Here is a 23,299-nt window from a genome sequence, read left to right on the forward strand (position 1 = left end):
TTTGTGTAGGCTAACGAATGTGTAAACATCAAAGTGAAGCGATGAGATGCATACCCTTACCCAAAGGATACAGTTGCACCGAAGAAACACCACACCAAGCACGCGTATAAGGCGAGTGTGAGGAAGCGATAAGGGCTTATTAAGGTAGGAATAAGGCGACAAAGAGACGGCATTGAGGCGCCATAGAAGAAGGTAATATCAGTGGATAGAAACTGTTTTAAAATGCTGTACTAAAATACAAAAAGATCAGTAAATGATCCCTTTAATGCCGTAAATCAAATCTATTTTTTGTTTTAAAGATGCACCACAGATGGGGATGAAAGGACATCGCTTATTCCTGATCGTTTTGAAGGAATTAGGGAAAATAACATGATAGGTAAAAAATGGGCGGACTGAAGGAAAAACTTGGAAGATGCCTATCGTAAGGCATAAGACGGATCGACTTGACGGTGAGCGTACAAAAAAATAAGGTGCGTTGAAAAACGCACCTTATTCCTCTTTTATATCATCCATGAAGGATTGAAATTCCTTAAATGGCTTGGGTTTTTGCTCTTAACCACGTTTTTTCATCTTCCGATAAATGGCTTTCCAATTGGTTATATACCCATTCGTTGTACTGGTTTAACCAATCAATGTGCACTTGATCTAATACTGATTTATCGACTAAATCGGTTGCAATATAGCAAATTGTTAAGGTCTCAAAATCCATAAAATCCCCATAAGGTGAAGATTCTAATTCTTTTGCTAATACTAAGTTTTCGATACGAATTCCGTATTCTCCTTCTTTGTATAAACCAGGTTCGATTGAAGTAATCATTCCAGGTTCAATGGCAATATCTGTTGCTGTTCCGTTAAAAACGTGAGGTCCTTCGTGTACATTCAAGAAGAAACCAACCCCATGTCCTGTACCGTGTCCGTAGTTGCGTAACGTTTGCCACATCGGACGACGTGTAATAGCATCGATTTGGTAACCGCGTGTTCCTTTTGGGAAAATCGCCATCGAACCTTCGATAGTTCCTTTTAACACGTAGGTATAATCTTCTTTTTCGGCTGCTGTAATATTTCCTAATGAAATAACACGTGTAATATCCGTTGTACCCGTTTCATATTGTCCTCCTGAATCCACTAATAATAAACCGTTTTGTTCCAATAACGAATTACTTTCTGGTGTAGCCGAATAGTGAGGTAAAGCCCCGTGCGCTTTGTAACCGGCAATTGTTCCGAATGAAATATCTTTGAAACCAGGTTGTGCTGCACGTAATTCTGCTAAATAATCTGCAATTGAGATTTCAGATAATTCACCAGATGCTACATTTTCTTCTACCCATTTAAAGAATTTCGTTAAAGCCACTCCATCGTTCACCATGGCATTGCGTGTATGCGCAACTTCTACCTCATTTTTGATGGCTTTCAATAGGGTTGAAGGGTTCATGTCTTCAATGATTTGGACTCCTGCTGGAATCGAATCATACACCGCAAAACATGTACGTTTTGGATCCACTAAAATTGAAGTGCCTTCTGCTAACCCTTTTAATTTGGCATAAACTGCTTCGTAGGGTTGGATTGAAACACCGTATGCATTGAATTCAGCCATTGCTTCTTCTGATAATTTACCTGCCGTAATGTATAAAATGGTTTCGTTCTCACTGATGAACGCAAACCCTAACACCACAGGATTACAAGGCACATCTGTTCCACGAACATTCAACGCCCATGCTAAATCGTCCAAAGACGAAATTAAGTGTGCATCGGCACGTTTCGTTTTTAATTGTGCTTTGATGGCTGCCAGTTTATCAACCGTCGATTGTCCTGTCGTCGAAACAGGTAATGTATACGCTGGATTTACCGGTAATGTTGGGCGATTTTCCCAAATTAGTCCTAATAAATCCACGTGTCCATCGATGGTATACCCCAATGGTGCTAATGTATTTTTGATGGTATTGGCCACTAATAATGAAGCTAAATTCCCATCAAAAGCTACTTTTGCACCCGTAGGCAAATGTTCGCTTACCCATTGAACATACTCAGGGGCGTGTTGCACTTTTAATTTCACCAATTCAAAACCGCTTCCTTCTAATTGCGCTTTGGCTTGAACGAAGTAGCGTGAATCTGTCCATAACCCCGCAAATTCTTGTGTAATCATTAATGTTCCGGCCGAACCTGTAAATCCAGACGTCCATTCGATGCATTTGTAATGATCCGGTAAATATTCGCTGATGTGAGGATCTGAAGATGGTATAATATAGGCGTCAATGTTTTGCTCTTGCATGAAAGAACGAATCGCTTGAAGCTTTTCTAAATGTGTCATTGTATGATGTATTTCTAAAGCTAAAGGTATGAACATTGTACGGAAAAGCCAAAGAATCGCTTGCCTTCTTTTTACTAGAATAGAAATCAAAACGGAGTGAAATTGAAACTAGCTCAAAATCAATTGGATGATAATAAGCTGTTTAACGGAAGATAACATATGAGGCATTCTGTTCGTGAATGGAACAAAGAATACAATTGGATAGGGTTTATAAAAAAATAGTATTCCTTATCAATAATCCCTCTTGTAAAGCATAAAAGTATTGTATTTTTGCACTTTAATTATACATATGATTCAAGCAATAAAAAATCATTTCTTGGTAAATGAACCCATCAATTATAAAAATGAAATCTTAGCCGGTTTAACGGTAGCGATGACGATGATTCCTGAATCCTTATCCTTTTCAATATTAGCTGGTTTGGGTCCATTAGTGGGATTGTATGCTGCTTTTATCATGGGATTGGTTACTGCTATATTGGGCGGTCGTCCTGCAATGGTTTCAGGAGGTGCAGGAGCAACTGTAATTACCTTGATTGCTTTAAATCAGTTGCATGGTGTTGAATACGTATTTGCTGCGGTAGCTTTAGCGGGTGTATTTCAAATTTTAGTTGGTGTATTTAAGTTAGGAAAATTTGTCCGTTTAATTCCGCAACCGGTGATGTATGGATTTCTTAACGGTTTAGCTATCGTGATTTTTATGTCTCAATTGGAACAATTTATGACCGTTGAAAATGGAGTCAAAACTTGGCTATCAGGAACACCATTTTATACGTTGTTGGGATTAACATTATTAACGATTTTTGTCGTTTATTTTTTTCCAAAAATTACGAAAATGATTCCAGCTTCGTTGGTCGCAATTATGGTTGTATTTGGGGTAGTATTAGCTTTCGGAATTGATACCAAAACAGTAGGGGATATAGCCGCAATTCAAGGAAACCTACCATCTTTCCATATTCCAATGGTTCCCATGACCTTTGAAACATTAGAAATTATCTTGCCTTATGCCATTATTATGGGGTCTGTGGGGTTAATCGAAACTCTTTTAACATTAACATTGGTGGATGAAATCACCAATACCAAAGGACATTCGAATAAAGAAGCGATTGCGCAAGGAACAGCCAATATAGCCAATGGATTTTTTGGCGGAATGGGAGGATGTGCAATGATTGCACAAACGTTTGTGAATTTAGAAGCAGGGTCACGAACACGTATCGCACCTGCGATTGGAGCGATTACAATTTTAGTCATTATTCTGGTTGGAGCACCTATCATAGAAAAAATTCCTATGGCTGCGTTAGTAGGTGTGATGATGATGGTAGCCATTTCGACCTTTAAATGGAGCTTTTTTAAATTAATTACTAAAATGCCGAAATCGGATATCTTAGTCGTAATTGTAGTGGCTGGAATTACGGTAGTCTTACATAATTTAGCGTTAGCCGTATTTGTAGGGGTCATAATGTGTGCCTTAATATTCGCTTGGGATAATGCAAAAAGAATTCGTGCTCGGAAATCCATGGATGAACATGGGCGTAAGGTATATGAAATTTATGGACCTTTGTTTTTTGGATCTGTGACAGCATTTTACGAAAAGTTTGATGTGATTGATGATCCAAATGAAATTATCATTGATATGAAGGAAAGTCGTGTGGCAGATATGAGTGCAATCGAAGCACTTAATGTGATTACTACGAAATATGCTAACCGTAACAAGAAAGTTATTTTACGTCATTTAAGTCAAGACTCTATTCAATTGCTAGATAAAGCACATAGTGTGATTGAGATCAATATTGAGAACGATCCGACTTATCGTGTGATGCCGAAAGAATAATTAAATTAAAAAAAAATAATTCCATACAATTCATAGAGAATCATATATTTACAATTCAATCAATCTAACGTATGAATAGAAATGTCGAACTAAATAAACTTTCGCTCAATTTAGCTACGAGCTTATTGGCCATTGTTTTAATTGTATTTATATTATGGGCGACGCAGACCGTTGTCATTCCCCTTTTGTTTTCAATTATTTTAGCGGTGATGGTATTTCCCATCGCGCGACTAATGGAAAGAATCGGTATGAATCGCATATTTTCAACCGTTTTGAGTCTTTTATTTGCGATTTTAATCTTTGCTGGTTTAAGTTATCTGATTGTGATGCAGGTTATTGATATTTCGAAGGATGCCGCCACGATTACGGTTAAACTTGAAAAATTATTTAATGAAGGCTTACGATGGGTGACCAGTACTTTTCACATTTCTCAAAATGAATTGTCGGATAAAGCGTTAAAAGAATTAGAAAGTGCCATGTCAACGATTAGTAAATTTGCGATGAACTTTTTTTCTTCTTTTGGAAGTGTTTTAACTTCTGGAATTTTAGTACCTATTTTTGCTTTTTTCTTTTTGTATTATCGCGATTTTTTCAAGACATTTTTTTTCAAAGCTTTTAAATCATCACCGCGTGAAAAAATTGAAGAGACGTTAGAAAAAATGTACAGTGCGCTTCAAAATTATATGGTAGGACAAATCACTGTCATGTCTATTGTCGCAGTTTTAAATACCATAGGTCTTTATTTTATTGGAGTACAATATGCATGGTTTTTTGGTGTATTAGCATCGTTATTAATGATTTTACCCTATGTAGGAATTGCGATTGGGTCAATTTTTCCAGCAATATTTGCTTTAGCCACTATGGATTCGCCTTATTATGCTTTAGGAATTGTGGGGTGGTTTCAATTTGTTCAATTTCTAGAAGGTAATTTTATCACACCGAATATTGTTGGAAGTAAAGTTTCTTTAAATCCTATGGTGTCTATGTTGGCCATTATCCTAGGCGGTATGTTGTTTGGCTTTGCCGGTTTTATTTTAGCATTACCTATTGCAGCAATCTTAAAAGTGGTATTTGATTCCATTCCACAATTGGAATCTTTTGGGTATTTGTTGGGTGATCCTGAGATTGAAAATAAAAAGTTAGCCCAAGAAGAAAAGTCATCTACAACAGAAGATCAGCTTGAGGATGACGAGTCACAAGATCAGCAGAACGATTAATTCTTTTTCATTATAAATAAAAAGCAACTCGAAGAGTTGCTTTTTTTATCTTAAGTGATCCAAGAGCATTTCTGCAGTAGCAGGGTTAGTGGCTAATGGTACATTATGAACATCGCATAATCTCAGTAGCATATTGACATCGGGTTCGTGAGGATGTTTCCCCATAGGATCGCGAAAGAAGAAAACCATATCGGTTTGACCTTCAACCACACGAGCCGCAATTTGTGCATCACCACCTAGTGGTCCTGATAAGAATTTTGTGACAGTCAATCCCGTTTGTTCTGCATATTTTCCAGTGGTTCCAGTGGCGATAAAAGTAATATCGTTATTTCGTAAAGCCTCTTTATGTTTCATCAAAAAGTTGACCATTTCGGCTTTTTTTCCATCATGCGCAATTAAAGCAATTTCCATAGTTGTAATTTATTATTTATCGATAAAATATTACTTTTGTACAAATTTAATCAAGATATTAATATAAGTATAATTTGAAGACCCTCATTTTATACCGATTTAAAATAGAACGAATTCAATGAAATTTCATTTATTAAAAATAAAAGCCATCCATCGTCTAACTGCCGATTCAGTTCAAATTACATTTGATGTTCCAACTGTATTGCATGAAGAATTTTCATTCGTACCCGGACAATATATCACTTTAGATATTGATGGAACAAGACGAGATTATTCGATTTGTGAATCACCAAACAATAAAGAGTGGAGTATAGGGGTAAAAGCCATGGAAGGTGGGAAAATTTCAACCTATTTAGTAAATGATTTAAAAGTAGGCGATGAACTAAAAGTCTCAACACCGAATGGTCGTTTTACAATTCCTTCTAAACCGAATGAAAAACGTACGTTGATTGCTTTTACTGCGGGATCAGGTATAACGCCTATTATGGCGATGGCAGAGTATACTTTACAAACCGAAGAATGGGTGAACTTCCATATTTTCTATGTGAATAAAAACAGTCAATCGGTAATGTTTCAAGATAAATTAAATGATTTATCGGCCAAATATCCTCAAAACTTACATGTTCATCATTTTTATACTCAAGAAGATCAAGAGAATTTTATATACAATGGACGCATCGATGAAAAGAAATTTGATTTAATTTTAAATCAATTGATTGACATAAATGAGGTGGATGAGGCCATGGTTTGTGGACCAGAAGAAATGATTTTTACGTTAGCCAAAAAAATCAACGAAGCGGGAATTGTAGAAAAGCATATTCATTTTGAATTGTTCACCACTGCTGTAAAACCAGAACAAGTTTTTGAGAAAACAGAGGATGAGGTGCAGGAAGTGAATGTAAAAGTCACATTAGATGGTGAAGAAATGGAATTTGTTTGGAACCGTGAGAAAAATTTAATCGATGCGATGTTAGATCATGATATTGATGCGCCTTATTCGTGTAAAGGAGGTGTTTGTTCATCATGCATGTGTAAAGTCACAGAAGGAGAAGTGAATATTGGGGAAAATTTTGTGTTAACCGATTCGGATTATGAAGACGGAATGACATTAGCTTGTATATCACGTCCGAAAACTGCACATCTTGCTATTGATTTTGATGATGTTTAATTGAAATTTAATATAAAATGAAAAGCCACTTCTTTTAAGGAGTGGCTTTTTTATTCTAATATTTTGTGAAAATACTGAAAAATGAGGCGTATATGGTCTTTTGTTTGATATATTAAAGCATTTAGATGATTATATTGATTTATGGTACGATAAGTTTTAATTATTCTATAATGATTAATTAGTTCTGTTTAAACCGAACTAAAGTTATATATTTGCACCTAAATTTAAATTTATGAGTGAAAATCTGTGTCAGAATGATTCAACATTGTTTGAAAATTATACCGCGCATTTGGAAAAAACTTACAATTTTCCACCTTTGTCGGCTAAGATTCAGGCATATTTGGTTTTGTACTCCAAAAATGACGGGTATACCTTTGATGAATTTTTAGAGATTTTTAAAGTCAGTAAAAGTTCATTATCCACTTCAATCAATTGGTTACTCTCATTAAATCAGATCGAATATTATCATAAAATTGATTCAAGGAAACGATTTTTTCGTTTAAACTTGAGTTATCTACCCGATAAATTGGAATTCTTACACGGTATCGTTACCCGTGATTTATCTTTTACCAAAAAAATCAGTGATTATAAAGCGAAAAATAATTTAGCGAATTTGTTAAAAGAGGAAGGGATTCTTGACGTGTACACAGAATATTTAGAAAATTCTGAAAAATTATTAAAAGAAACAATAGTTAAAATAAAATCAATTCAACTAGAAAATAAATAATATGAAGAATATTAACGTGATGGTAGTTGGTGCTCTTGCGGTAGCACTAAGTTCTTGCGGTAAAAAGGATGGACAAGGTGCGCAACAAGCGCAAGGTCCAATGCCTTATGATGTAGTAGAAGTTCCAACCAAAGTTGTAACGAGTTATGATGAGTACACAGCCAATATCGAAGGTGTAGTCAATAATGATATCCGTGCAAAAATACAAGGTTACATTACACAAGTTTTTGTAGATGAGGGACAATTTGTATCTGCAGGTCAACCGTTATTTAAATTAGAGACGAATGTATTGTCTCAGAATGCGGATGCTGCAAAATCGGGTGTTGGTGCAGCTACTGCTAGTGTAAGTGCGGCTTCAGCGAATGTAAATGCTGCAAAAGCAAATGTTCAAGCCGCTCAAGTTGAAGTCAATAAATTAATTCCTCTGGTTGAGAAAAATATTATTTCGAATGTTCAATTAGAAACAGCTAAAGCGAAATTGGCACAAGCGAAGGCCGCACAAGCTCAGGCTCAAGCTGCCTTAAGCCAAGCACAAGCTGGTCAAGCACAAGCTCAAGCAAATTATAAAGGGGCTCAAGAAAATGTTAATTATTCGGTAGTAAAAAGTCCAATTTCTGGAGTGGTAGGTTCGATTAACTTCCGTCAAGGAAACTTAGTTGGTCCAACAGATCAAACGCCAATTACAGTGGTTTCGAATACAGATAAAGTATACGCCTATTTTTCGATGAATGAGAAAGAGTATTTAAACTTTATTTCGAAAACAGAAGGAAATACGTTAAAGGAGAAATTAAATAATATTCCACCTGTTGAATTGGTTTTAGCCAATGGAGATGTATATCCTGAAAAAGGAAAAATCCAAACGGTGACAGGACAAATTGATCCGGTCACAGGAACAATTCAATTCCGTGTACAATTCAATAACGCGGCTAAAATTTTAGCCAACGGAAATTCAGGTAAAATTAGAGTTCCTAAAACTTACGTAGATGCCATCGTTGTTCCAGAATCTGCAACTTTCGAACAACAAGGTATGGTCTACGTGTATAAAGTAAGAAATGATTCTGCTATTGCTACTCCAATTTCTGTCGTTGCAAGAGCTTCAAATATGGCGATTGTACAAGAAGGGGTGAAAAAAGGAGACAAAGTCGTGGCTTTAGGAGTAGGTAAATTACGTGATAAAACACCAATCGCGCCTAAGCCAGCAAAATTTGAGCAAATTGTAGAATCAACAAAACCAATTTTCTAAAATTAAAATATGTTAAAAACATTTATTGAAAGACCCGTACTGTCTACGGTAATTTCTATTATCATATTTATATTGGGGATACTGGGATTGACGACTCTTCCAGTGACACAATATCCAGATATCGCTCCAGCAACGGTTAAAATTTCGGCTTCATATCCAGGAGCGAATGCCAAAACAGTGATGGAGTCGGTAATTATCCCAATCGAAGAACAAGTGAATGGGGTAGAAGGAATGGATTACATCACTTCGACAGCTTCGAACAATGGTTCGGCTTCGATTGATGTTACATTTAAACCAGGTGTAGATGGGGATATTGCCCAAGTAAACGTACAAAACCGTGTGGCGCGTGCTACACCGTTATTACCTGCAGAGGTAACGCGTTCTGGGGTGGTTACGCAAAAGCAACAGACATCAGCCTTAATGTTCGTATCGTATCGTTCAACAAATCCAAAATACGATGGGACATACATTCAAAACTATTTGAATATCAACATTATTCCTGAAATAAAAAGGGTAAATGGGGTTGGGGATGCCAGTGTATTTGGAGCTCAAACCTATGCGATGCGTATTTGGTTGAAACCAGAACGTATGGCAAGTTATGGATTAGTCCCTTCTGACGTTCAATCAGCTTTAGCACAAGAATCGTTAGAAGCGGCAGCGGGTTCATTAGGAGAAAACTCAGGGAAATCGTTTCAATATACGATTACTTATTCAGGTCGTTATAAAACGGAAGACCAATACGAAAATATTGTCATTAAATCTTTACCAGGAGGTCAAGTCCTTCGTTTAAAAGATGTTGCTGACATTACCTTTGGAGCACAATCTTATTCAGGTCGTTCAGAAATGGGCGGTTATCCTGCAGCAGCATTTGCGGTTTATCAAACACCGGGATCAAATGCCCAAGAGATCAATAAGGCTTTATATGAGACGTTAGAAAAAACTTCAAAAAACTTACCAGACGGTTTAGAATATACCGTTTTAATGGATACCAATAAATTCTTAGATGCGTCGATCGACAAAGTAGTGCATACGATGATTGAGGCCTTTATCTTAGTATTCATTGTAGTGTACATCTTCTTACAAGATTGGCGATCTACATTAGTCCCTTTAATTGCGGTACCGGTATCGATTATTGGTTCGTTCTTCTTCTTAAATTTAGCAGGATTCTCGTTAAACTTATTAACGTTATTCGCGTTAGTATTAGCGATTGGTATCGTAGTGGATGATGCGATCGTGGTAGTAGAAGCCGTACATGCACGTATGGAAGCTCATCATGAATCGCCTAAAGATGCAACGAAAAATGCAATGGATGAAATCTCGGGTGCGATTATCTCGATTACATTAGTAATGTGTGCGGTATTCGTTCCGGTAACCTTTATCTCAGGACCTACGGGGGTATTCTATAAACAATTCGGGATTACTTTAATCGTTTCGATTTTAATTTCGGCATTAAATGCCTTAACATTATCTCCTGCATTATGTGCGTTGTTCTTAAAAGATCATGAGGAGACAGCAGGTAAGAAACGTAATTTTATTCAACGTTTCTTTGATGGTTTTAACCACCAATTTAATCGATTAACCAATCAATATGGTAAATCATTTGGTTTCTTATTTCGTCATAAATGGGTAACCTTGATTATTATTGTTGCAAGTGCTGCAGGAATTGTTGGAATTAATAAAATGATGCCAACTGGATTCGTTCCATCGGAAGATCAAGGATTTATTCTTGGGAATGTGGAATTACCTGCTGGTGCATCAATGGACCGTGTGTATCAAATTCAAAAACAATTTGAAAAACAAGCGTCACAAATCCCAGGAGTAGATCGTGTAACGGTAATTTCTGGAAACTCGATTATTTCTGGTTCAGGATCAAACTACGGGATGGCGTTAATTAAATTAAAATCATTTGAAGAACGTACATCGGAGGATACAGCAATTCAAACGATTATCGGTAAATTATTCGGTGTTGCCGCTGGATTTACTGATGCACAGATGATTTTCTTCCAACCACCTGCGATTTCAGGATTTGGGATGTCTTCTGGTTTCGAATTAAAATTATTGGATAAGTCAGGTGGAACAATCAATGATTTTGATAAAATGGCCAAAGAGTACTTAGGTGCTTTAATGCAACGTCCTGAAATTATGTATGCACAAACATCATTGAACACGAATTTCCCACAATATGAAATTGATGTAAATGTGGAACGTGCAAAACAAGCAGGAGTTTCTGTAAGTACCATCTTTTCAACTTTACAAGGGTATGTTGGAGGTTTATATGCGGCTGACTTTACGCGTTTTGGTAAACAATACCGTGTGTATGTACAAGCAGATCCAAATGATCGTGTGGATGAAATGAGTTTAAATAAAATGTTTGTAAAAACGACAAATGGAACAATGGCTCCAATTTCACAATTTATCTCTTTAAATCGTGTATATGGACCTAACTCGATTAACCGTTACAACTTATTTACATCAGCAAATATTCAAGGTGCGGTAAATCCAGGTTTCTCAACTGGGGATGCAATTACAGCCATTAATCAAGTATCTGATCAAACATTATCTTCAAGTTACGGAATTGACTTTACAGGTTTAACACGTGAAGAGATTAAGTCTGGTTCGCAAACGGTTGTAATTTTTGCCTTATGTATCTTATTCGTGTACTTTATCTTATCGGCACAATATGAATCGTATGTTTTACCATTAGCGGTATTATTATCTGTGCCTTGTGGGATCATGGGGGCTTATTTATCCCAATGGTTAGCAGGATTAGAAAATAACATCTATTTTCAGATTGCGTTAGTCATGTTAGTTGGATTATTAGCTAAGAATGCCATTTTAATTGTAGAGTTCGCTTTACAAAGACGTCAACACGGCATGTCTATTGTTGAAGCGGCAGTTGATGGAGCGAAAGCTCGTTTACGTCCAATCTTAATGACATCATTTGCGTTCATTGTTGGTTTATTACCATTGGTATTTGCAACAGGTGTATCATCAGTAGGTAACCGTTCAGTAGGTACTGGAGCAGCCTTCGGATTATTAATTGGTACAGTCTTAGGAGTTTTTGTAATTCCAGTATTATTCGTGGTATTCCAATCGATTCAAGAGAAGATTAAACCCGTTAAATTCACTCAAACAGAAGAAACAAAATCAGTTCACTAATGAAGAAATTTAGAATTTTAAAAGTTACGTTGATTGCTTTTGGATTATTTTCGATTCAATCGTGTTTTGTGGCGAAAGATTACGAACGTCCAGCAGGAGTAGAGCAAGAAGCACAATTCAGAACTGATATTGTGGCTGCACAAGATCAAACCATTGCCAATGTATCATGGCAAGAGTTTTTCTCTGATCCTACCTTAAAAGCATATATTACAAAAGGTTTACAAAATAATTTAGATATCCGTACGGCTTTGCAAAACATTGCTGTAACGGAAGCCTATATGAAGCAAGGTAAATCAGGTTATATGCCTACTTTATCGGTTGGGCCTGGTTATCAATTTACCAAAACATCTGCCAATACGCAGTTTGGTCGTGTGACAGGATCTCAATCATTATCTCAATATGATATTACTGGGAACTTTTCTTGGGAAGCTGATATTTGGGGAAAAATTAGAAGTAACTATCGAGGAGCAACAGCCAATTATTTACAAACGGTAGAAGCGCATAAAGCGGTTCAAACCAATATTGTTTCATCCATTGCCAATACCTATTATCAGTTGATCGCGTTGGATGAACAGCGTAAAGCCATTATTCAAACCATTGGTTTCCGTGAACAAAGTTTAGAAACCATCAAAGCATTAAAAGTCGCAGGTAACGTGACTGAAGTGGCGGTTAATCAAACGGAAGCGCAATTATATAACGCGAAAGCATTATTAGTGGATGTGGATGCTAACATAAAATTAAATGAGAATATTTTAAGTGTATTGTTAGGGGAAACACCAAAAGTTATTGAACGTGGTACGATTGATAATCAACAATTGTATTCTTCTTTAGCTGTTGGTATTCCAGCTCAAATGCTTGAGAATCGTCCTGATGTTAAAGCAGCAGAATATGCATTGATCAACGCATTTGAAAACGTTAATGTAGCCAATGCAAATTTTTATCCTTCTTTAACGTTAACTGCTTCAGGTGGTGTACAAGGAATTGATATCGATAAATTATTTGACGCTCAATCATTATTTGCAAGTGTTGTAGCACGTTTAGCTCAGCCCATCTTACAAAGACGTCAAATCAAAACGGCGAAAGAAGTGGCCTTAGCTAATGAAGAAAAAGCATTATTAGCCTATAAGAAAACCATTCTTACAGCAAGTAAAGAAGTTTCTGATGCTTTAGCGCGTTATCAGGCGGCAGATGAAAAAATTCCATTAAAAGATAAAGAAGCTGCATTGTACAATCAGTCGATTGAATATTCAGAAGAATTATTAAATTATGGGATGGCCAATTATTTAGAAGTCATTACGGCTCGTGAAGCGGCTTTAAATGCTGAATTAAATGCGATTAATGCGAAACTAACAAAGCTGAATTCTGTAGTAGAATTATACCGCTCTGTTGGTGGAGGATGGAAATAATTGCTTCATTTATAAATTAAAAGCACCTCTTTTAAAGAGGTGCTTTTTTTATTTAATATAATCCTTTTTGATTGGTTTGAATCGTAAAACGCCTTAAAATTTTACTGAGGAATTTCTCCAATGATCAGCCCAAACAAGAAATTCTACTACGTGATATTTGAATAAGATTTTATTCTCTTGAAAGATTTTCCGTATAGTACAATAACTTTTCAGTCTGAAAGTTGAAAATTAAATCTGATTGAAACTATTGGTTTACTTTAAATGGGTTGTTTTGAGACACATCATATCTTTTCTACTGACCAATGGATTTTTTGGTGTTCTTCTTAAACTCATTTAAGAAATCAATATTTTCAAGCCTGAATGTTTTGTTTTCGAGAGCTACTTGTAATGGATTCGTAACAATCAATGGTGCACATATAAAATTGAATTAAAGTTTTTTAAGAATTCGTTCAATGCCAAATACGCAAAGTAATGCTATGCATGCAATTGTTCCCAATAGACCACCTAAACCATCAAAGTAGTGTGAGGTATTGGAATAAAGGGCAACAAAAATAAACGTAGAAATGATAAAATCGATGCGTTGGTGTTGATGAATATTCGATAACATTCCCATAAAGGTAGCGCCCATAGCGATTAAAAAATAATGCTTCGTTTGATCAATAGTTCCATCATTTTCAATCAAGATTTGATAAATTACTCCAATAATGAGTGCTAATGTAGAAGATGCTTTTACGGCTCCCCATTTTTTTTGATGGTGCAAAAAAAACGTCAATCGATAGACTCCATAGCATACGATCAGTTTAATTAAAATATCCATTTAAAAAAGCTTTATACATTAAAACTCCAAATAATACAGCGGCAAAGGCAATTGTTCCTAATTTACCACCAATACCACCATAAAAGTTTTTTCCAAAATAAAATAGAATTCCAGCCATTAAGCCATTGAAACTCATTAACCATAACGGTAAAGAAAGTGATGGATTGGTCATTCCTACAAATGCACCGCAGTAAATGGGGATGGCATATTTATTTAATGGTGGAAATAAAGTGGATGTAAACCCAACGATTCCTGCCGAAAGAATAGGATTTATGGAAAAATAATATTGTAGACAATACGTACAAATCGTACCTATGACCACAAATGGTATGGTCTTTAATTCGTCTTTTTCCCATGCAATGGCATAAAATTGACGTTGCGTAATGCTTACCATTAGTAATACACCAATGATGCTTATGAATAATATTTTTGGAAATACTTCCATCTGATCATTACCTGATATAATGAGTAACAAAATGAATGGAAGAATAAATAGGAATTGATAAATGTAGGTGTATATTTTCTTCATCATAAAAAAAGCCTTATAAATAATGCTTCATGATTTTATTTTGTTTTAAATTCTTTTAATAACATCGCATGTACAGCTGTTTCATAATATAAGATCGCACATACTTGCAAGTATTCAGCATGAGTATAGTTCTCGATCACTTCATCCATTTTAAAATGATAGTAAGTTTCAATTAAATGAGAAATAGAAGCTTTAAAATCTTCTCTTGTCACGGTTTGATCTTTCAATTCTTTCATGGCATAATTATCCGATTGCAAAAAATGCGTACGATAATTCCCAATAATAGTCTTGCGAATATTCATGGCATTATGCATAATTTGTGATAGAATAATTCCACGCTTTTCCTTCTCAAAATTCCATTCTTTGCGTAAGTTTCGAGTACCAGGTTTGTAAAATAAGTGATTATGGTATTGATGCACATATTTAGCAATATCCGTATTGGCTTCACGGTAGAAGAATTGTAAAATGGAACTGAATAAATGGTTCGCATTTAATTCTTGTGGATGGTACGAGAACAAATAAGGATACGTGAATAATGTTTTGAAAAGAGGCGATAATGAATCAAGAATAGTAAGATTTAAAAAATTCGTTCCTTCAAAATCAATTTGCTGATATTTTTGATAAAAATTGATTCCCGCCACATAACATTGTGTATGATCCAATTGCAAAGCTTTTAAATATTGCCCAATGTATTCAAAAAAACGTTTATTTAAATCATGACAATTCGCTAGAGTATAGGTTTTATTTTCAAAATCTTTAGCCCAATCTTCAATCAAATTAGCATCTGTAATAATGCTGGTTTCATCCAAATGATCGGTAACGTATTCTGCAATCTTATTTTGCTGACCTAAAAATTGATGTAAAACAATATGATTGTATGTCAAAATAGCCGAAGAGATAGGAGTCGTTTCGATGGCATTAAAAGGATCATATGCTTCGTTCGGTTTTGCATACAATCGGATGATGCTATGCAATTCTTCATTAATTCTTTCTCCTTCTTTAAATCGCGCGATTACTTGATCTGTATTCGAACTTATGATACTTGCTCCAAGAAAGAAAATGATTCCTTTTTGCATTTCTTCATTAAATCCACAACGTTCTAGCGTTTGATCAAAATAGGTTTTAAAAACAGTATCTGTATTGGTTAAATTTTCCATTGTATTTAAGTAAATCGAAGTAAAAATAATTGAAATTTAATTCCTATTAAAACATTCAGTTTGGATTATGATTCGGAATAAATGTTAAAAGTGTTAACTAATTGAAATTTAATATTTAATAAATAAAAACTTCTCATAAAAATTATACATTTGTGATATACTTTTATCATGAAAGTATTAATTAACCAATCTATAACTTACATTAGCTTATCATTTGCATGATGTAAGTTATTTTTATTTGACTTCATTTTTTTTACGATACATCTTCTTGTTGATTATAATATAGGTCATTAAACTTATGATGGCTATCCCAGAAGCAGTCAAATACATATTGGAGTATCCAATTATAGATGCAATAATTCCTAGGATAAAAGATCCAATCCCAATCCCAATATCGTACAATAAAAAAAATGTTGCCGATGCCGTACCTGCTCTTTGTGGACTAGCTACAGAAACACTTAATGTTTGATACGCTGGAAAAATAGCTCCATACCCTAAGCCGATTATTCCTGCTGAAATTAATATGGTCCAAAGGTTAAATGATAAAGCAAGTCCGATTAATCCAATGACTAATATAATAGTACCTGGATATACCAAAGCATTTGCTCCTTTACGATCAAATAATTTACCGACGTAAGGTCTAGGTATGATAATTAGAAAAGCTAGAACAATAAAAAAGAACATGGATGCTTGTGGGTACCCTAGTTCAATCGTATAAAGTGCAACATAAGATAATAAAGAACTATAGGCTAATGCAAGAAGAAAACCAGCAAATGAAAATGGTAATGATTTTCGTTCAATATATTTATCCCAACCTGTATAAACTGTTGGCTGTTGACTTTTTTCCAGTTGAGTTGAAATTTCAGACGTAAAGAAACTAAAAATTAGGGCTAAAATGGCAAATCCTAAAGCAAATCTTAACACCACTTGATACTCGAAATTATTTGTAAGAAATAATCCCAATGCAGGACCAATCACCATTGCCAAACTCATAAAAAGACTAAAATAACCAATTCCTTCTCCTTTTCTCGATTTCGGAATCCAATCCATTGCTAAAGCCGCTGTAGAAGTAGTAGTAACCGCAAATCCAAATCCATTAATAAAGCGTACAATTAATAAAGGTACAATAGCATCAGTACCAAAATAAGCCAAGTTACATCCGATAAATAAAAGTAAAAAAGCGATTGACATTTTTCGTTTACCGAAACGATCGGCCCAACGACCTGAAAATGGTCGTAACAACACTGTTCCTAAGATATACAATGAAATGATTAAACTAATATGCGTCGCGCTACCACTTAAATCCCTTTTTACATAAATCGGCATTGTTGCGGCTAATAAATAAAAATTGGTAAAAATAAAGAACGAACTAAAGCAGACGTTGAAGAAATTTCGATTCCAAAGTTTATTGCTTGACGTATTTTGCATAAATAGGTAATTTTTTTGCAAATTTCGGACATTTTAATGGGAGTGTTTTTATGATTATAGCCATGATTTTGTTTATTTAAGACGAAAAAGCCTTAAGAATTTCTAAATGGTATTTATTTTGAATGACTTATGAAAAACGGCTATGGAATGGGATATTATTCTTCGAAATTGGGAAAATGAAGATTTTATAAAAATTCTTCTTTCTTTAGTTGCTGGGCTACTTTTAGGTATAGAACGTGAGGTAAAAGATAAAGCGGCAGGCTTTAAGACCATAACGATTATTTGCTTAGGGAGTACGTTATTTACCATATTGTCTTATAAAATGGGAGCAGGTAATTCGGAAGACGCGACGCGTATTGCTTCCTATGTCGTTAGTGGGATAGGATTTTTAGGTGCTGGTGTTATCTTTAAAGATGGAGTCAATGTCAATGGATTAACAACAGCTGGAATTATTTGGATTGCTTCAGCGATCGGAATGTCATTTGGTTTTGGAGAATATTTAATAGGCCTTGTATTTTTAATTTGCAGTTATATGGTCATCCTTTTCGGAAACTATATTTCTAAAACATTCATTAATAAAACCAGTTATAAAAGCTTTAAAGTTACCTATTTAAGAGATCATTCGGAACTTAAAGAAAAGATAATTAATGATTTAAATCCATCGTGTTTAAGTATAACTTCAAAAAGTTCAATTTTATTGACCAATCAAATTACGACAACATTTGAAATCAAATATCGTACAGAACAATTGGAAATGATCGAATCACTTCTGATTCAAAATCCTCTAATTTTAAAGTTTGAATTTTAAATGGACATAAAATCTTGTTCCAATAAATCATCTAATGGACTTTGAGCGATGGATGTGGGTAATGTTCGTAAAGCAAAATTACGAGCTGACGTTAATATTTTATGTTCAAATTGTGCCACTTTTCCTGCCAAACGAGAGGTATGAATAATATATTGGGTACGTTTTAATCTTCTCTTGTTAAAATTTTCGAATGCGATTCCAATATTAGTAGGGTATCGTTCCAATTCATCCATCAATACACAGACATCTTCAACCGCCATACAAGCGCCCTGTCCCATATTGGGTGTCGTCGCGTGTGCAGCATCTCCAATCAATAAAATGCGATTAAATACATAACTATCCAATGGTTTCAAATCCATAATGGGAGTAGTAATTAAATCTTCGGGCTTAGTTTTTTGTAGGGTGGAGCGGATTAAACCTGAATAGAGCTTAAAATTATTTTTAATGTCCTTTAAATCCCACTGATATACCGCACTGTTTAGCGGTGTATTTTTACATGCGTACCAATAAATTTGATTATTAACCAATGGCGTTAAACCAAATCGTCCTTGTGGACCCCATGTTTCAATGGATTTTTTAGATGAATAATTTGGATCTTTAATGACACCTCTCCAACAAATGTATCCTGCATATTGTGGCGATGAATTTTTCAATAATTTTTGACGAATAACGGAATTAATTCCATCACATGCGATTAAATAATCCGTTTCAATGGATGGTTGTTGATCAAAATGCAGAACGACCTTATCATAATTTTGTTGAACATCAATTATTTTATGTCCAGTCTTCATGTTTTCGGTTTGAATCGATTGATATAAATAGCGGTGTAAATCGGCACGATGGATGGCAAAATTATCGGTATTATAATTTTTACGTAAACGGTTGGTATCTGCTTTTAAGATGGTTTTCTCTTTCCAATCTTGAATTTCAAAATCATCCAACATATGTCCCAATGGAACAATTTCATTCGCATAGCCTAAAATTTCAAATGCTTTCATGGCATTTGAAGCTAATCCAAAACCTGCACCAATCCCACGGACTTGTTCATCACGTTCAAAAAGGGTGTACGAAATACCTTTCATTTCAAAAGCTTTCGCTAAACATAATCCAGCGATACCTGCACCAACTATAGTAAAATGTTTATTCGTCATAAGGAGGTTTAAAAAATGCCTTAATTTTAATTAAGGCATTTATAAAGATGGAATAATAGTGTATTAAATCTTACTCTTCTGTATAATATTTAAAGAAATATGGAATGGTTTCGATTCCTTTATAGAAATTGAACAATCCATAATGTTCATTCGGTGAGTGAATCACATCGGAATTTAAACCGAATCCCATTAATACAGATTTTGTACCTAATTCTTCTTCAAATAAAGCGACAATCGGAATAGAACCACCTGCACGTTCAGGTAAAGCTTCTTTTTCAAAAGTTTGTGCTAATGCTTTCTTTGCAGCTAAATATCCTTTATCTGTCGTTGGTAAAATGTAAGGTTTCCCTCCGTGGTGAGGTTTTACATTGACTTCTACAGAACTCGGAGCAAGCGTAGGGAAGTATTGAACAAATTTATTGGTAATATCATCAGGATCTTGACCTGGAACTAAACGCATCGAAATTTTAGCGTAAGCCATTGATGGAATAACAGTTTTAGCTCCTTCACCAATGTAACCACCCCACATTCCGTTTACATCTAAAGTTGGACGGATAGAAGTTCTCTCGATCGTAGAGTATCCATTTTCTCCTTGAATATCAGCAATACCGATCGATTTTTTATAATCTTCTACATTAAAAGGAATTTTAGCCATTTCAGCTCTTTCCTCTTCTGTTAATTCGATCACATTATCATAGAAACCTGGAACTGTGATTTTCCCTTCCTCATCGATTAATTTAGCAATCATTCCTGCTAAAACATTCAATGGATTCGGTACTGCTCCACCGTATACTCCAGAGTGCATGTCGCGATTTGCACCTTTCACTTCAACTTCTACATAAGATAATCCACGTAAACCAACAGAAATCGATGGTTGATCGTTAGAAATCATAGAAGTATCCGAAATTAAGATGATATCGTTTTTTAATTTTTCTTTATTGTTTTTAACGAAACCTACTAAAGATGGAGAACCAATTTCTTCTTCACCTTCAATCATGAATTTAACGTTACAAGGTAATTCGTTTGTTTTGTTTAAAGCTTCAAACGCTTTAATGTGCATAAACATTTGTCCTTTATCATCTGCAGCACCACGTGCAAAAATAGCTCCATCGGGGTGGATTTCTGTTTTTTTGATTACAGGTTCAAAAGGTCCTGATTCCCATAATTCTAAAGGATCAGCAGGTTGTACATCATAGTGTCCGTACACTAATACCGTTGGTTTTGAAGCATCAACGATTTTTTCACCGTAAACAACAGGGAAACCTTCAGTTTCACAAATTTCAACTTGATCAGCACCAGCTTCAGTTAAATATTTTGCGATTAATTCAGCGGCATTATTTACATCTTGTGTATAAGCTGTATCCGCACTAATTGAAGGGATTTTTAATAATTCGATTAATTCATCAAGAAATCGTTGTTTATTTTCTTGAATAAATTGTTGCGTATTGTTCATTTTTGGTTTTTATGAATAATGAGATAAAGTTAAGAATAAATATTAATTCGAACATGAAAAATCCGATATATTCCGTTTGAAAAAGAAGAGTATCTTTGCAAAAAGTACAAATATGATATTATACAATACCACTTTTGTTGTGGAGGATAGTGTAAATGAAGAATGGTTAGCTTTTGTAAAAGAGGAACACATTGATGATTACTTAAAATCAAATTGTTTTTTAGGTGCAAGAATGGGAAAAATTACTTCACATGTTGAACCAGGTATGCAAACCTATTCCATTCAATTTTTTACCAATGACGATTTAACGTTGGAACAGTTTAAAAATAATTTTTTACCAGAACTTCAACAAAAGTCCCTACAAAAATTTGGAACTAAAGTTTTATCGTTTGCAAGTGAAATGGAACATTTAGGTGATTTTAGCTAGATATAAAAAAAGAGTAACCATTCGTTACTCTTTTTTAATGATTGATATTTTACGTTTATCGTCTTCCTGCTAAATAAATTTGGAATCCAACGGCTACACCTAAACCATTTTGAGCTTGTGCAGATGCATGATTGGATTTCGAATAATTGTATCCACCGGTAATTTCTAAAGCGACACTGTTCGAGATGAAATGGGCATAACCTGCATTAATTCCAAAACCGAATGATGTATCCGAAACTCCACCACTTTCAGCACCAGTAATCCCTGCTTCCAATTGTCCAAAGAAACGTCCCGTAGAGCTTGCTCCTTCTGGAAAATAATAACGTGCAAATGGCATTACTTTGTAGCTCCAGATGTTATCTCCATCTTTTACTGTTTGTAATCCAACCCCTGCGGCTAAACCAATGGCAATACCATCTGATACAAAATATCCCGCCTGTGGATTTAAATTGATGTTAAAATTTTCTCCTTCAAAAGAATATCCAATGGATCCAATAGAACCTCCTACTAACCAATTGCCTTGTTGGATTGGACGCGTGCCCACTGAAGCTGAAGTTTGAGGAGTTGTTAAATCTTGTGCAAATACACCAGTCGTTCCTAGTGAAAGTGCTAATAAAAAAAGAATGTTTTTCATGGTTAATAATTTGGTTAACAATTTATTAACAAAGACTATTCCATTATTGAATGGATAAAAAAAAGGATGAGTGTTATGTCTCATCCTCTTCGTATATTGCTCGTTGATCTGTTAGATTTCGAAAGATCGAACCGCATCTAATGTTTTATTGATTTCAGCATCTTTAATGGCATCTGAAATAAACCATGTTTCATAACCCGATGGTGCAATGTACACTTCATTCGTTAACAAATGGTGGAAGAATTTGTTGAATATTTCGTGGTTACATTTTGTTGCAACGTCTTCAAAATTATTGATTTCATTGGCTTCCGTGAAGAATACCGACATCATTGAACCGAATTGATTGATGTGATTTGCAATACCTTTCTCGTTTAAAATCGTATGGATTTCTTTTGATAACGTTTCAGTTGTTGCATCAATACGGTTGAATAAATCACGATCATTGTTAATGATGTTTAAAGTCGTATAACCGGCACGCATTGCGATTGGATTCCCAGATAATGTTCCGGCTTGATACACTGGTCCAAGTGGTGCTAGATGATTCATGATTTCAGCACGAGCCGCGAAAGCGCCTACAGGGAAACCACCACCGATCACTTTACCAAATGTTACAATATCAGCTGCAATGTTTAAACGTTCTTGTGCACCTCCCATAGCTTGACGGAAGCCTGTCATTACCTCATCAAAAATTAATAAAGCTCCGTTTTTTGTACAGATTTCTCGTAACCCTTGGATAAATGCTGGTTTTGGAACAATACATCCCATATTCCCCGCAATAGGTTCTACAATAATGGCTGCAATTTCACCTTCATTTTGAGCAAATAACGTTTCAACAGATGCTAAATCGTTATAAATTGCCAATAACGTATCTTTTGCTGTTCCTTGTGTAACACCAGGAGAATTTGGATTTCCGAAAGTCGCTGCTCCAGATCCTGCTTTGATTAAAAATGCATCTGAGTGACCGTGGTAACATCCTTCAAATTTTACGATTTTATCGCGACCTGTATATCCGCGTGCTAAACGAATTGCCGACATACAAGCTTCTGTCCCTGAATTCACCATACGAACCATGTCAATATGAGGAACAACTGAAGTAATTAATTTGGCAATTTCAGTTTCTAATTCAGTAGGTGTACCAAAAGAAAAACCTTTTTTCATTTGCTCGACAGTCGCGTTTAAAACTTCTGGATGCGTATGGCCTAAGATCATTGGTCCCCAAGAGTTAATATAATCGACATAAGAACGTCCATCTTCATCGTGGATGTAAGCTCCTTCAGCTTTTGAAATAAAAATTGGCGTACCTCCAACTGATTTAAATGCGCGCACTGGAGAATTTACTCCTCCAGGTATATAATTTTGTGCATCTGCGAATAATGCACTACTTCTTTGATACAACATAATTTCTTTATATATAGCTAGGCAAATTTA

General features: G+C 35.2%; 18 protein-coding genes and 1 pseudogene. 10 read left to right on the forward strand and 9 right to left on the reverse strand.

What is annotated here, in order from left to right:
• Positions 1–529: 529 nt before the first annotated feature.
• Entirely contained in the window at positions 530–2,308 is a 1,779-nt protein-coding gene (locus tag AC1QSP_RS02240) for an aminopeptidase P family protein (protein ID WP_484079591.1), read from the reverse strand.
• Positions 2,309–2,597: 289 nt separating this feature from the next.
• On the opposite strand from AC1QSP_RS02240, the gene AC1QSP_RS02245 reads away from it, so the two are divergent.
• Both AC1QSP_RS02245 and AC1QSP_RS02250 read left to right on the forward strand, forming a co-directional pair.
• Positions 2,598–4,136, forward strand: coding sequence for a SulP family inorganic anion transporter (locus tag AC1QSP_RS02245; protein ID WP_484079592.1), 1,539 nt, complete (start codon positions 2,598–2,600; stop codon positions 4,134–4,136).
• 71 nt (positions 4,137–4,207) lie between these two features.
• Positions 4,208–5,353, forward strand: a complete 1,146-nt coding sequence (locus tag AC1QSP_RS02250; RefSeq protein ID WP_484079593.1) for an AI-2E family transporter — start codon at positions 4,208–4,210, stop codon at positions 5,351–5,353.
• A gap of 45 nt (positions 5,354–5,398) precedes the next feature.
• Here the strand turns inward: AC1QSP_RS02250 and AC1QSP_RS02255 are convergent, their stop codons facing one another.
• The gene (locus tag AC1QSP_RS02255; RefSeq protein WP_322970000.1) at positions 5,399–5,764 is read right to left on the reverse strand and encodes a methylglyoxal synthase; all 366 of its coding nucleotides are present in this window, start codon (positions 5,762–5,764) and stop codon (positions 5,399–5,401) included.
• A 118-nt stretch (positions 5,765–5,882) separates the two neighbouring features.
• On the opposite strand from AC1QSP_RS02255, the gene AC1QSP_RS02260 reads away from it, so the two are divergent.
• The 5 genes from AC1QSP_RS02260 to AC1QSP_RS02280 all read left to right on the forward strand — a co-directional run bounded on the left by AC1QSP_RS02260 (position 5,883) and on the right by AC1QSP_RS02280 (position 13,467).
• Positions 5,883–6,932 (forward strand): 2Fe-2S iron-sulfur cluster-binding protein, encoded by a 1,050-nt coding sequence (locus tag AC1QSP_RS02260; protein ID WP_322969999.1) that lies wholly within the window; start codon positions 5,883–5,885, stop codon positions 6,930–6,932.
• 232 nt (positions 6,933–7,164) lie between these two features.
• Positions 7,165–7,659: a GbsR/MarR family transcriptional regulator gene (locus AC1QSP_RS02265; protein WP_484079594.1), complete on the forward strand. Its 495-nt coding sequence runs from the start codon at positions 7,165–7,167 to the stop codon at positions 7,657–7,659.
• Position 7,660: 1 nt separating this feature from the next.
• On the forward strand, positions 7,661–8,902 hold the full coding sequence (locus tag AC1QSP_RS02270; RefSeq protein WP_484079595.1) for an efflux RND transporter periplasmic adaptor subunit: 1,242 nt from the start codon (positions 7,661–7,663) through the stop codon (positions 8,900–8,902).
• 9 nt (positions 8,903–8,911) lie between these two features.
• Positions 8,912–12,061 (forward strand): efflux RND transporter permease subunit, encoded by a 3,150-nt coding sequence (locus tag AC1QSP_RS02275; protein WP_484079596.1) that lies wholly within the window; start codon positions 8,912–8,914, stop codon positions 12,059–12,061.
• A complete protein-coding gene (locus tag AC1QSP_RS02280; protein WP_484079597.1) occupies positions 12,061–13,467 on the forward strand; it encodes an efflux transporter outer membrane subunit in 1,407 nt (468 codons plus the stop codon). The genes AC1QSP_RS02275 and AC1QSP_RS02280 overlap by 1 nt, the downstream gene beginning before the upstream one ends.
• Before the next feature lie 427 nt (positions 13,468–13,894).
• On the opposite strand, the gene AC1QSP_RS02285 is transcribed toward AC1QSP_RS02280, so the two are convergent.
• Positions 13,895–14,284, reverse strand: a complete 390-nt coding sequence (locus AC1QSP_RS02285) for a hypothetical protein (RefSeq protein ID WP_484079598.1) — start codon at positions 14,282–14,284, stop codon at positions 13,895–13,897.
• Positions 14,268–14,816 carry a hypothetical protein gene (locus tag AC1QSP_RS02290; protein WP_484079599.1) on the reverse strand — a complete coding sequence of 183 codons (549 nt, stop codon included), beginning with the start codon at positions 14,814–14,816 and terminating at the stop codon, positions 14,268–14,270. Before AC1QSP_RS02290 ends, AC1QSP_RS02285 begins: the two co-directional genes overlap by 17 nt.
• Positions 14,817–15,554: 738 nt before the next feature.
• On the opposite strand from AC1QSP_RS02290, the pseudogene AC1QSP_RS02295 reads away from it, so the two are divergent.
• Positions 15,555–15,626, forward strand: a pseudogene (locus AC1QSP_RS02295) (hypothetical protein); the annotation flags it as partial.
• Positions 15,627–16,204: 578 nt separating this feature from the next.
• Here the strand turns inward: AC1QSP_RS02295 and AC1QSP_RS02300 are convergent.
• The gene (locus AC1QSP_RS02300; RefSeq protein ID WP_484079600.1) at positions 16,205–17,398 is read right to left on the reverse strand and encodes an MFS transporter; all 1,194 of its coding nucleotides are present in this window, start codon (positions 17,396–17,398) and stop codon (positions 16,205–16,207) included.
• A 142-nt stretch (positions 17,399–17,540) separates the two neighbouring features.
• Here AC1QSP_RS02300 and AC1QSP_RS02305 point away from each other — a divergent pair, with 142 nt between their 5' ends.
• Positions 17,541–18,206: an MgtC/SapB family protein gene (locus AC1QSP_RS02305; RefSeq protein WP_484079601.1), complete on the forward strand. Its 666-nt coding sequence runs from the start codon at positions 17,541–17,543 to the stop codon at positions 18,204–18,206.
• On the opposite strand, the gene AC1QSP_RS02310 is transcribed toward AC1QSP_RS02305, so the two are convergent.
• Both AC1QSP_RS02310 and AC1QSP_RS02315 read right to left on the reverse strand, forming a co-directional pair.
• Entirely contained in the window at positions 18,203–19,357 is a 1,155-nt protein-coding gene (locus AC1QSP_RS02310; protein ID WP_484079602.1) for an FAD-dependent monooxygenase, read from the reverse strand. The two genes, AC1QSP_RS02305 and AC1QSP_RS02310, sit on opposite strands and share 4 nt — an antisense overlap.
• Before the next feature lie 70 nt (positions 19,358–19,427).
• Positions 19,428–20,810, reverse strand: coding sequence for a dipeptidase (locus tag AC1QSP_RS02315; RefSeq protein ID WP_484079603.1), 1,383 nt, complete (start codon positions 20,808–20,810; stop codon positions 19,428–19,430).
• Positions 20,811–20,922: 112 nt separating this feature from the next.
• On the opposite strand from AC1QSP_RS02315, the gene AC1QSP_RS02320 reads away from it, so the two are divergent.
• Positions 20,923–21,237, forward strand: coding sequence for a DUF4286 family protein (locus AC1QSP_RS02320; RefSeq protein WP_484079604.1), 315 nt, complete (start codon positions 20,923–20,925; stop codon positions 21,235–21,237).
• A gap of 55 nt (positions 21,238–21,292) precedes the next feature.
• Here AC1QSP_RS02320 and AC1QSP_RS02325 read toward each other — a convergent pair whose 3' ends face one another.
• Entirely contained in the window at positions 21,293–21,871 is a 579-nt protein-coding gene (locus AC1QSP_RS02325; RefSeq protein WP_484079605.1) for a hypothetical protein, read from the reverse strand.
• A gap of 111 nt (positions 21,872–21,982) precedes the next feature.
• Positions 21,983–23,269 carry a glutamate-1-semialdehyde 2,1-aminomutase gene (gene hemL, locus AC1QSP_RS02330; protein WP_322969985.1) on the reverse strand — a complete coding sequence of 429 codons (1,287 nt, stop codon included), beginning with the start codon at positions 23,267–23,269 and terminating at the stop codon, positions 21,983–21,985.
• Positions 23,270–23,299: the final 30 nt, after the last annotated feature.

Source organism: Faecalibacter sp. (assembly GCF_057177045.1).

Coding starts and splice junctions, on each gene's coding strand:
- AC1QSP_RS02265 (WP_484079594.1), top strand. CDS start 7,165: ATGAGTGAAAATCTGTGTCAGAATGATTCAACATTGTTTGAAAATTAT.
- AC1QSP_RS02275 (WP_484079596.1), top strand. CDS start 8,912: ATGTTAAAAACATTTATTGAAAGACCCGTACTGTCTACGGTAATTTCT.
- AC1QSP_RS02260 (WP_322969999.1), top strand. CDS start 5,883: ATGAAATTTCATTTATTAAAAATAAAAGCCATCCATCGTCTAACTGCC.
- AC1QSP_RS02280 (WP_484079597.1), top strand. CDS start 12,061: ATGAAGAAATTTAGAATTTTAAAAGTTACGTTGATTGCTTTTGGATTA.
- AC1QSP_RS02285 (WP_484079598.1), bottom strand. CDS start 14,284: ATGGATATTTTAATTAAACTGATCGTATGCTATGGAGTCTATCGATTG.
- hemL (WP_322969985.1), bottom strand. CDS start 23,269: ATGTTGTATCAAAGAAGTAGTGCATTATTCGCAGATGCACAAAATTAT.
- AC1QSP_RS02240 (WP_484079591.1), bottom strand. CDS start 2,308: ATGACACATTTAGAAAAGCTTCAAGCGATTCGTTCTTTCATGCAAGAG.
- AC1QSP_RS02245 (WP_484079592.1), top strand. CDS start 2,598: ATGATTCAAGCAATAAAAAATCATTTCTTGGTAAATGAACCCATCAAT.
- AC1QSP_RS02310 (WP_484079602.1), bottom strand. CDS start 19,357: ATGACGAATAAACATTTTACTATAGTTGGTGCAGGTATCGCTGGATTA.
- AC1QSP_RS02325 (WP_484079605.1), bottom strand. CDS start 21,871: ATGAAAAACATTCTTTTTTTATTAGCACTTTCACTAGGAACGACTGGT.
- AC1QSP_RS02300 (WP_484079600.1), bottom strand. CDS start 17,398: ATGCAAAATACGTCAAGCAATAAACTTTGGAATCGAAATTTCTTCAAC.
- AC1QSP_RS02250 (WP_484079593.1), top strand. CDS start 4,208: ATGAATAGAAATGTCGAACTAAATAAACTTTCGCTCAATTTAGCTACG.
- AC1QSP_RS02255 (WP_322970000.1), bottom strand. CDS start 5,764: ATGGAAATTGCTTTAATTGCGCATGATGGAAAAAAAGCCGAAATGGTC.
- AC1QSP_RS02320 (WP_484079604.1), top strand. CDS start 20,923: ATGATATTATACAATACCACTTTTGTTGTGGAGGATAGTGTAAATGAA.
- AC1QSP_RS02290 (WP_484079599.1), bottom strand. CDS start 14,816: ATGATGAAGAAAATATACACCTACATTTATCAATTCCTATTTATTCTT.
- AC1QSP_RS02305 (WP_484079601.1), top strand. CDS start 17,541: ATGGAATGGGATATTATTCTTCGAAATTGGGAAAATGAAGATTTTATA.
- AC1QSP_RS02270 (WP_484079595.1), top strand. CDS start 7,661: ATGAAGAATATTAACGTGATGGTAGTTGGTGCTCTTGCGGTAGCACTA.
- AC1QSP_RS02315 (WP_484079603.1), bottom strand. CDS start 20,810: ATGAACAATACGCAACAATTTATTCAAGAAAATAAACAACGATTTCTT.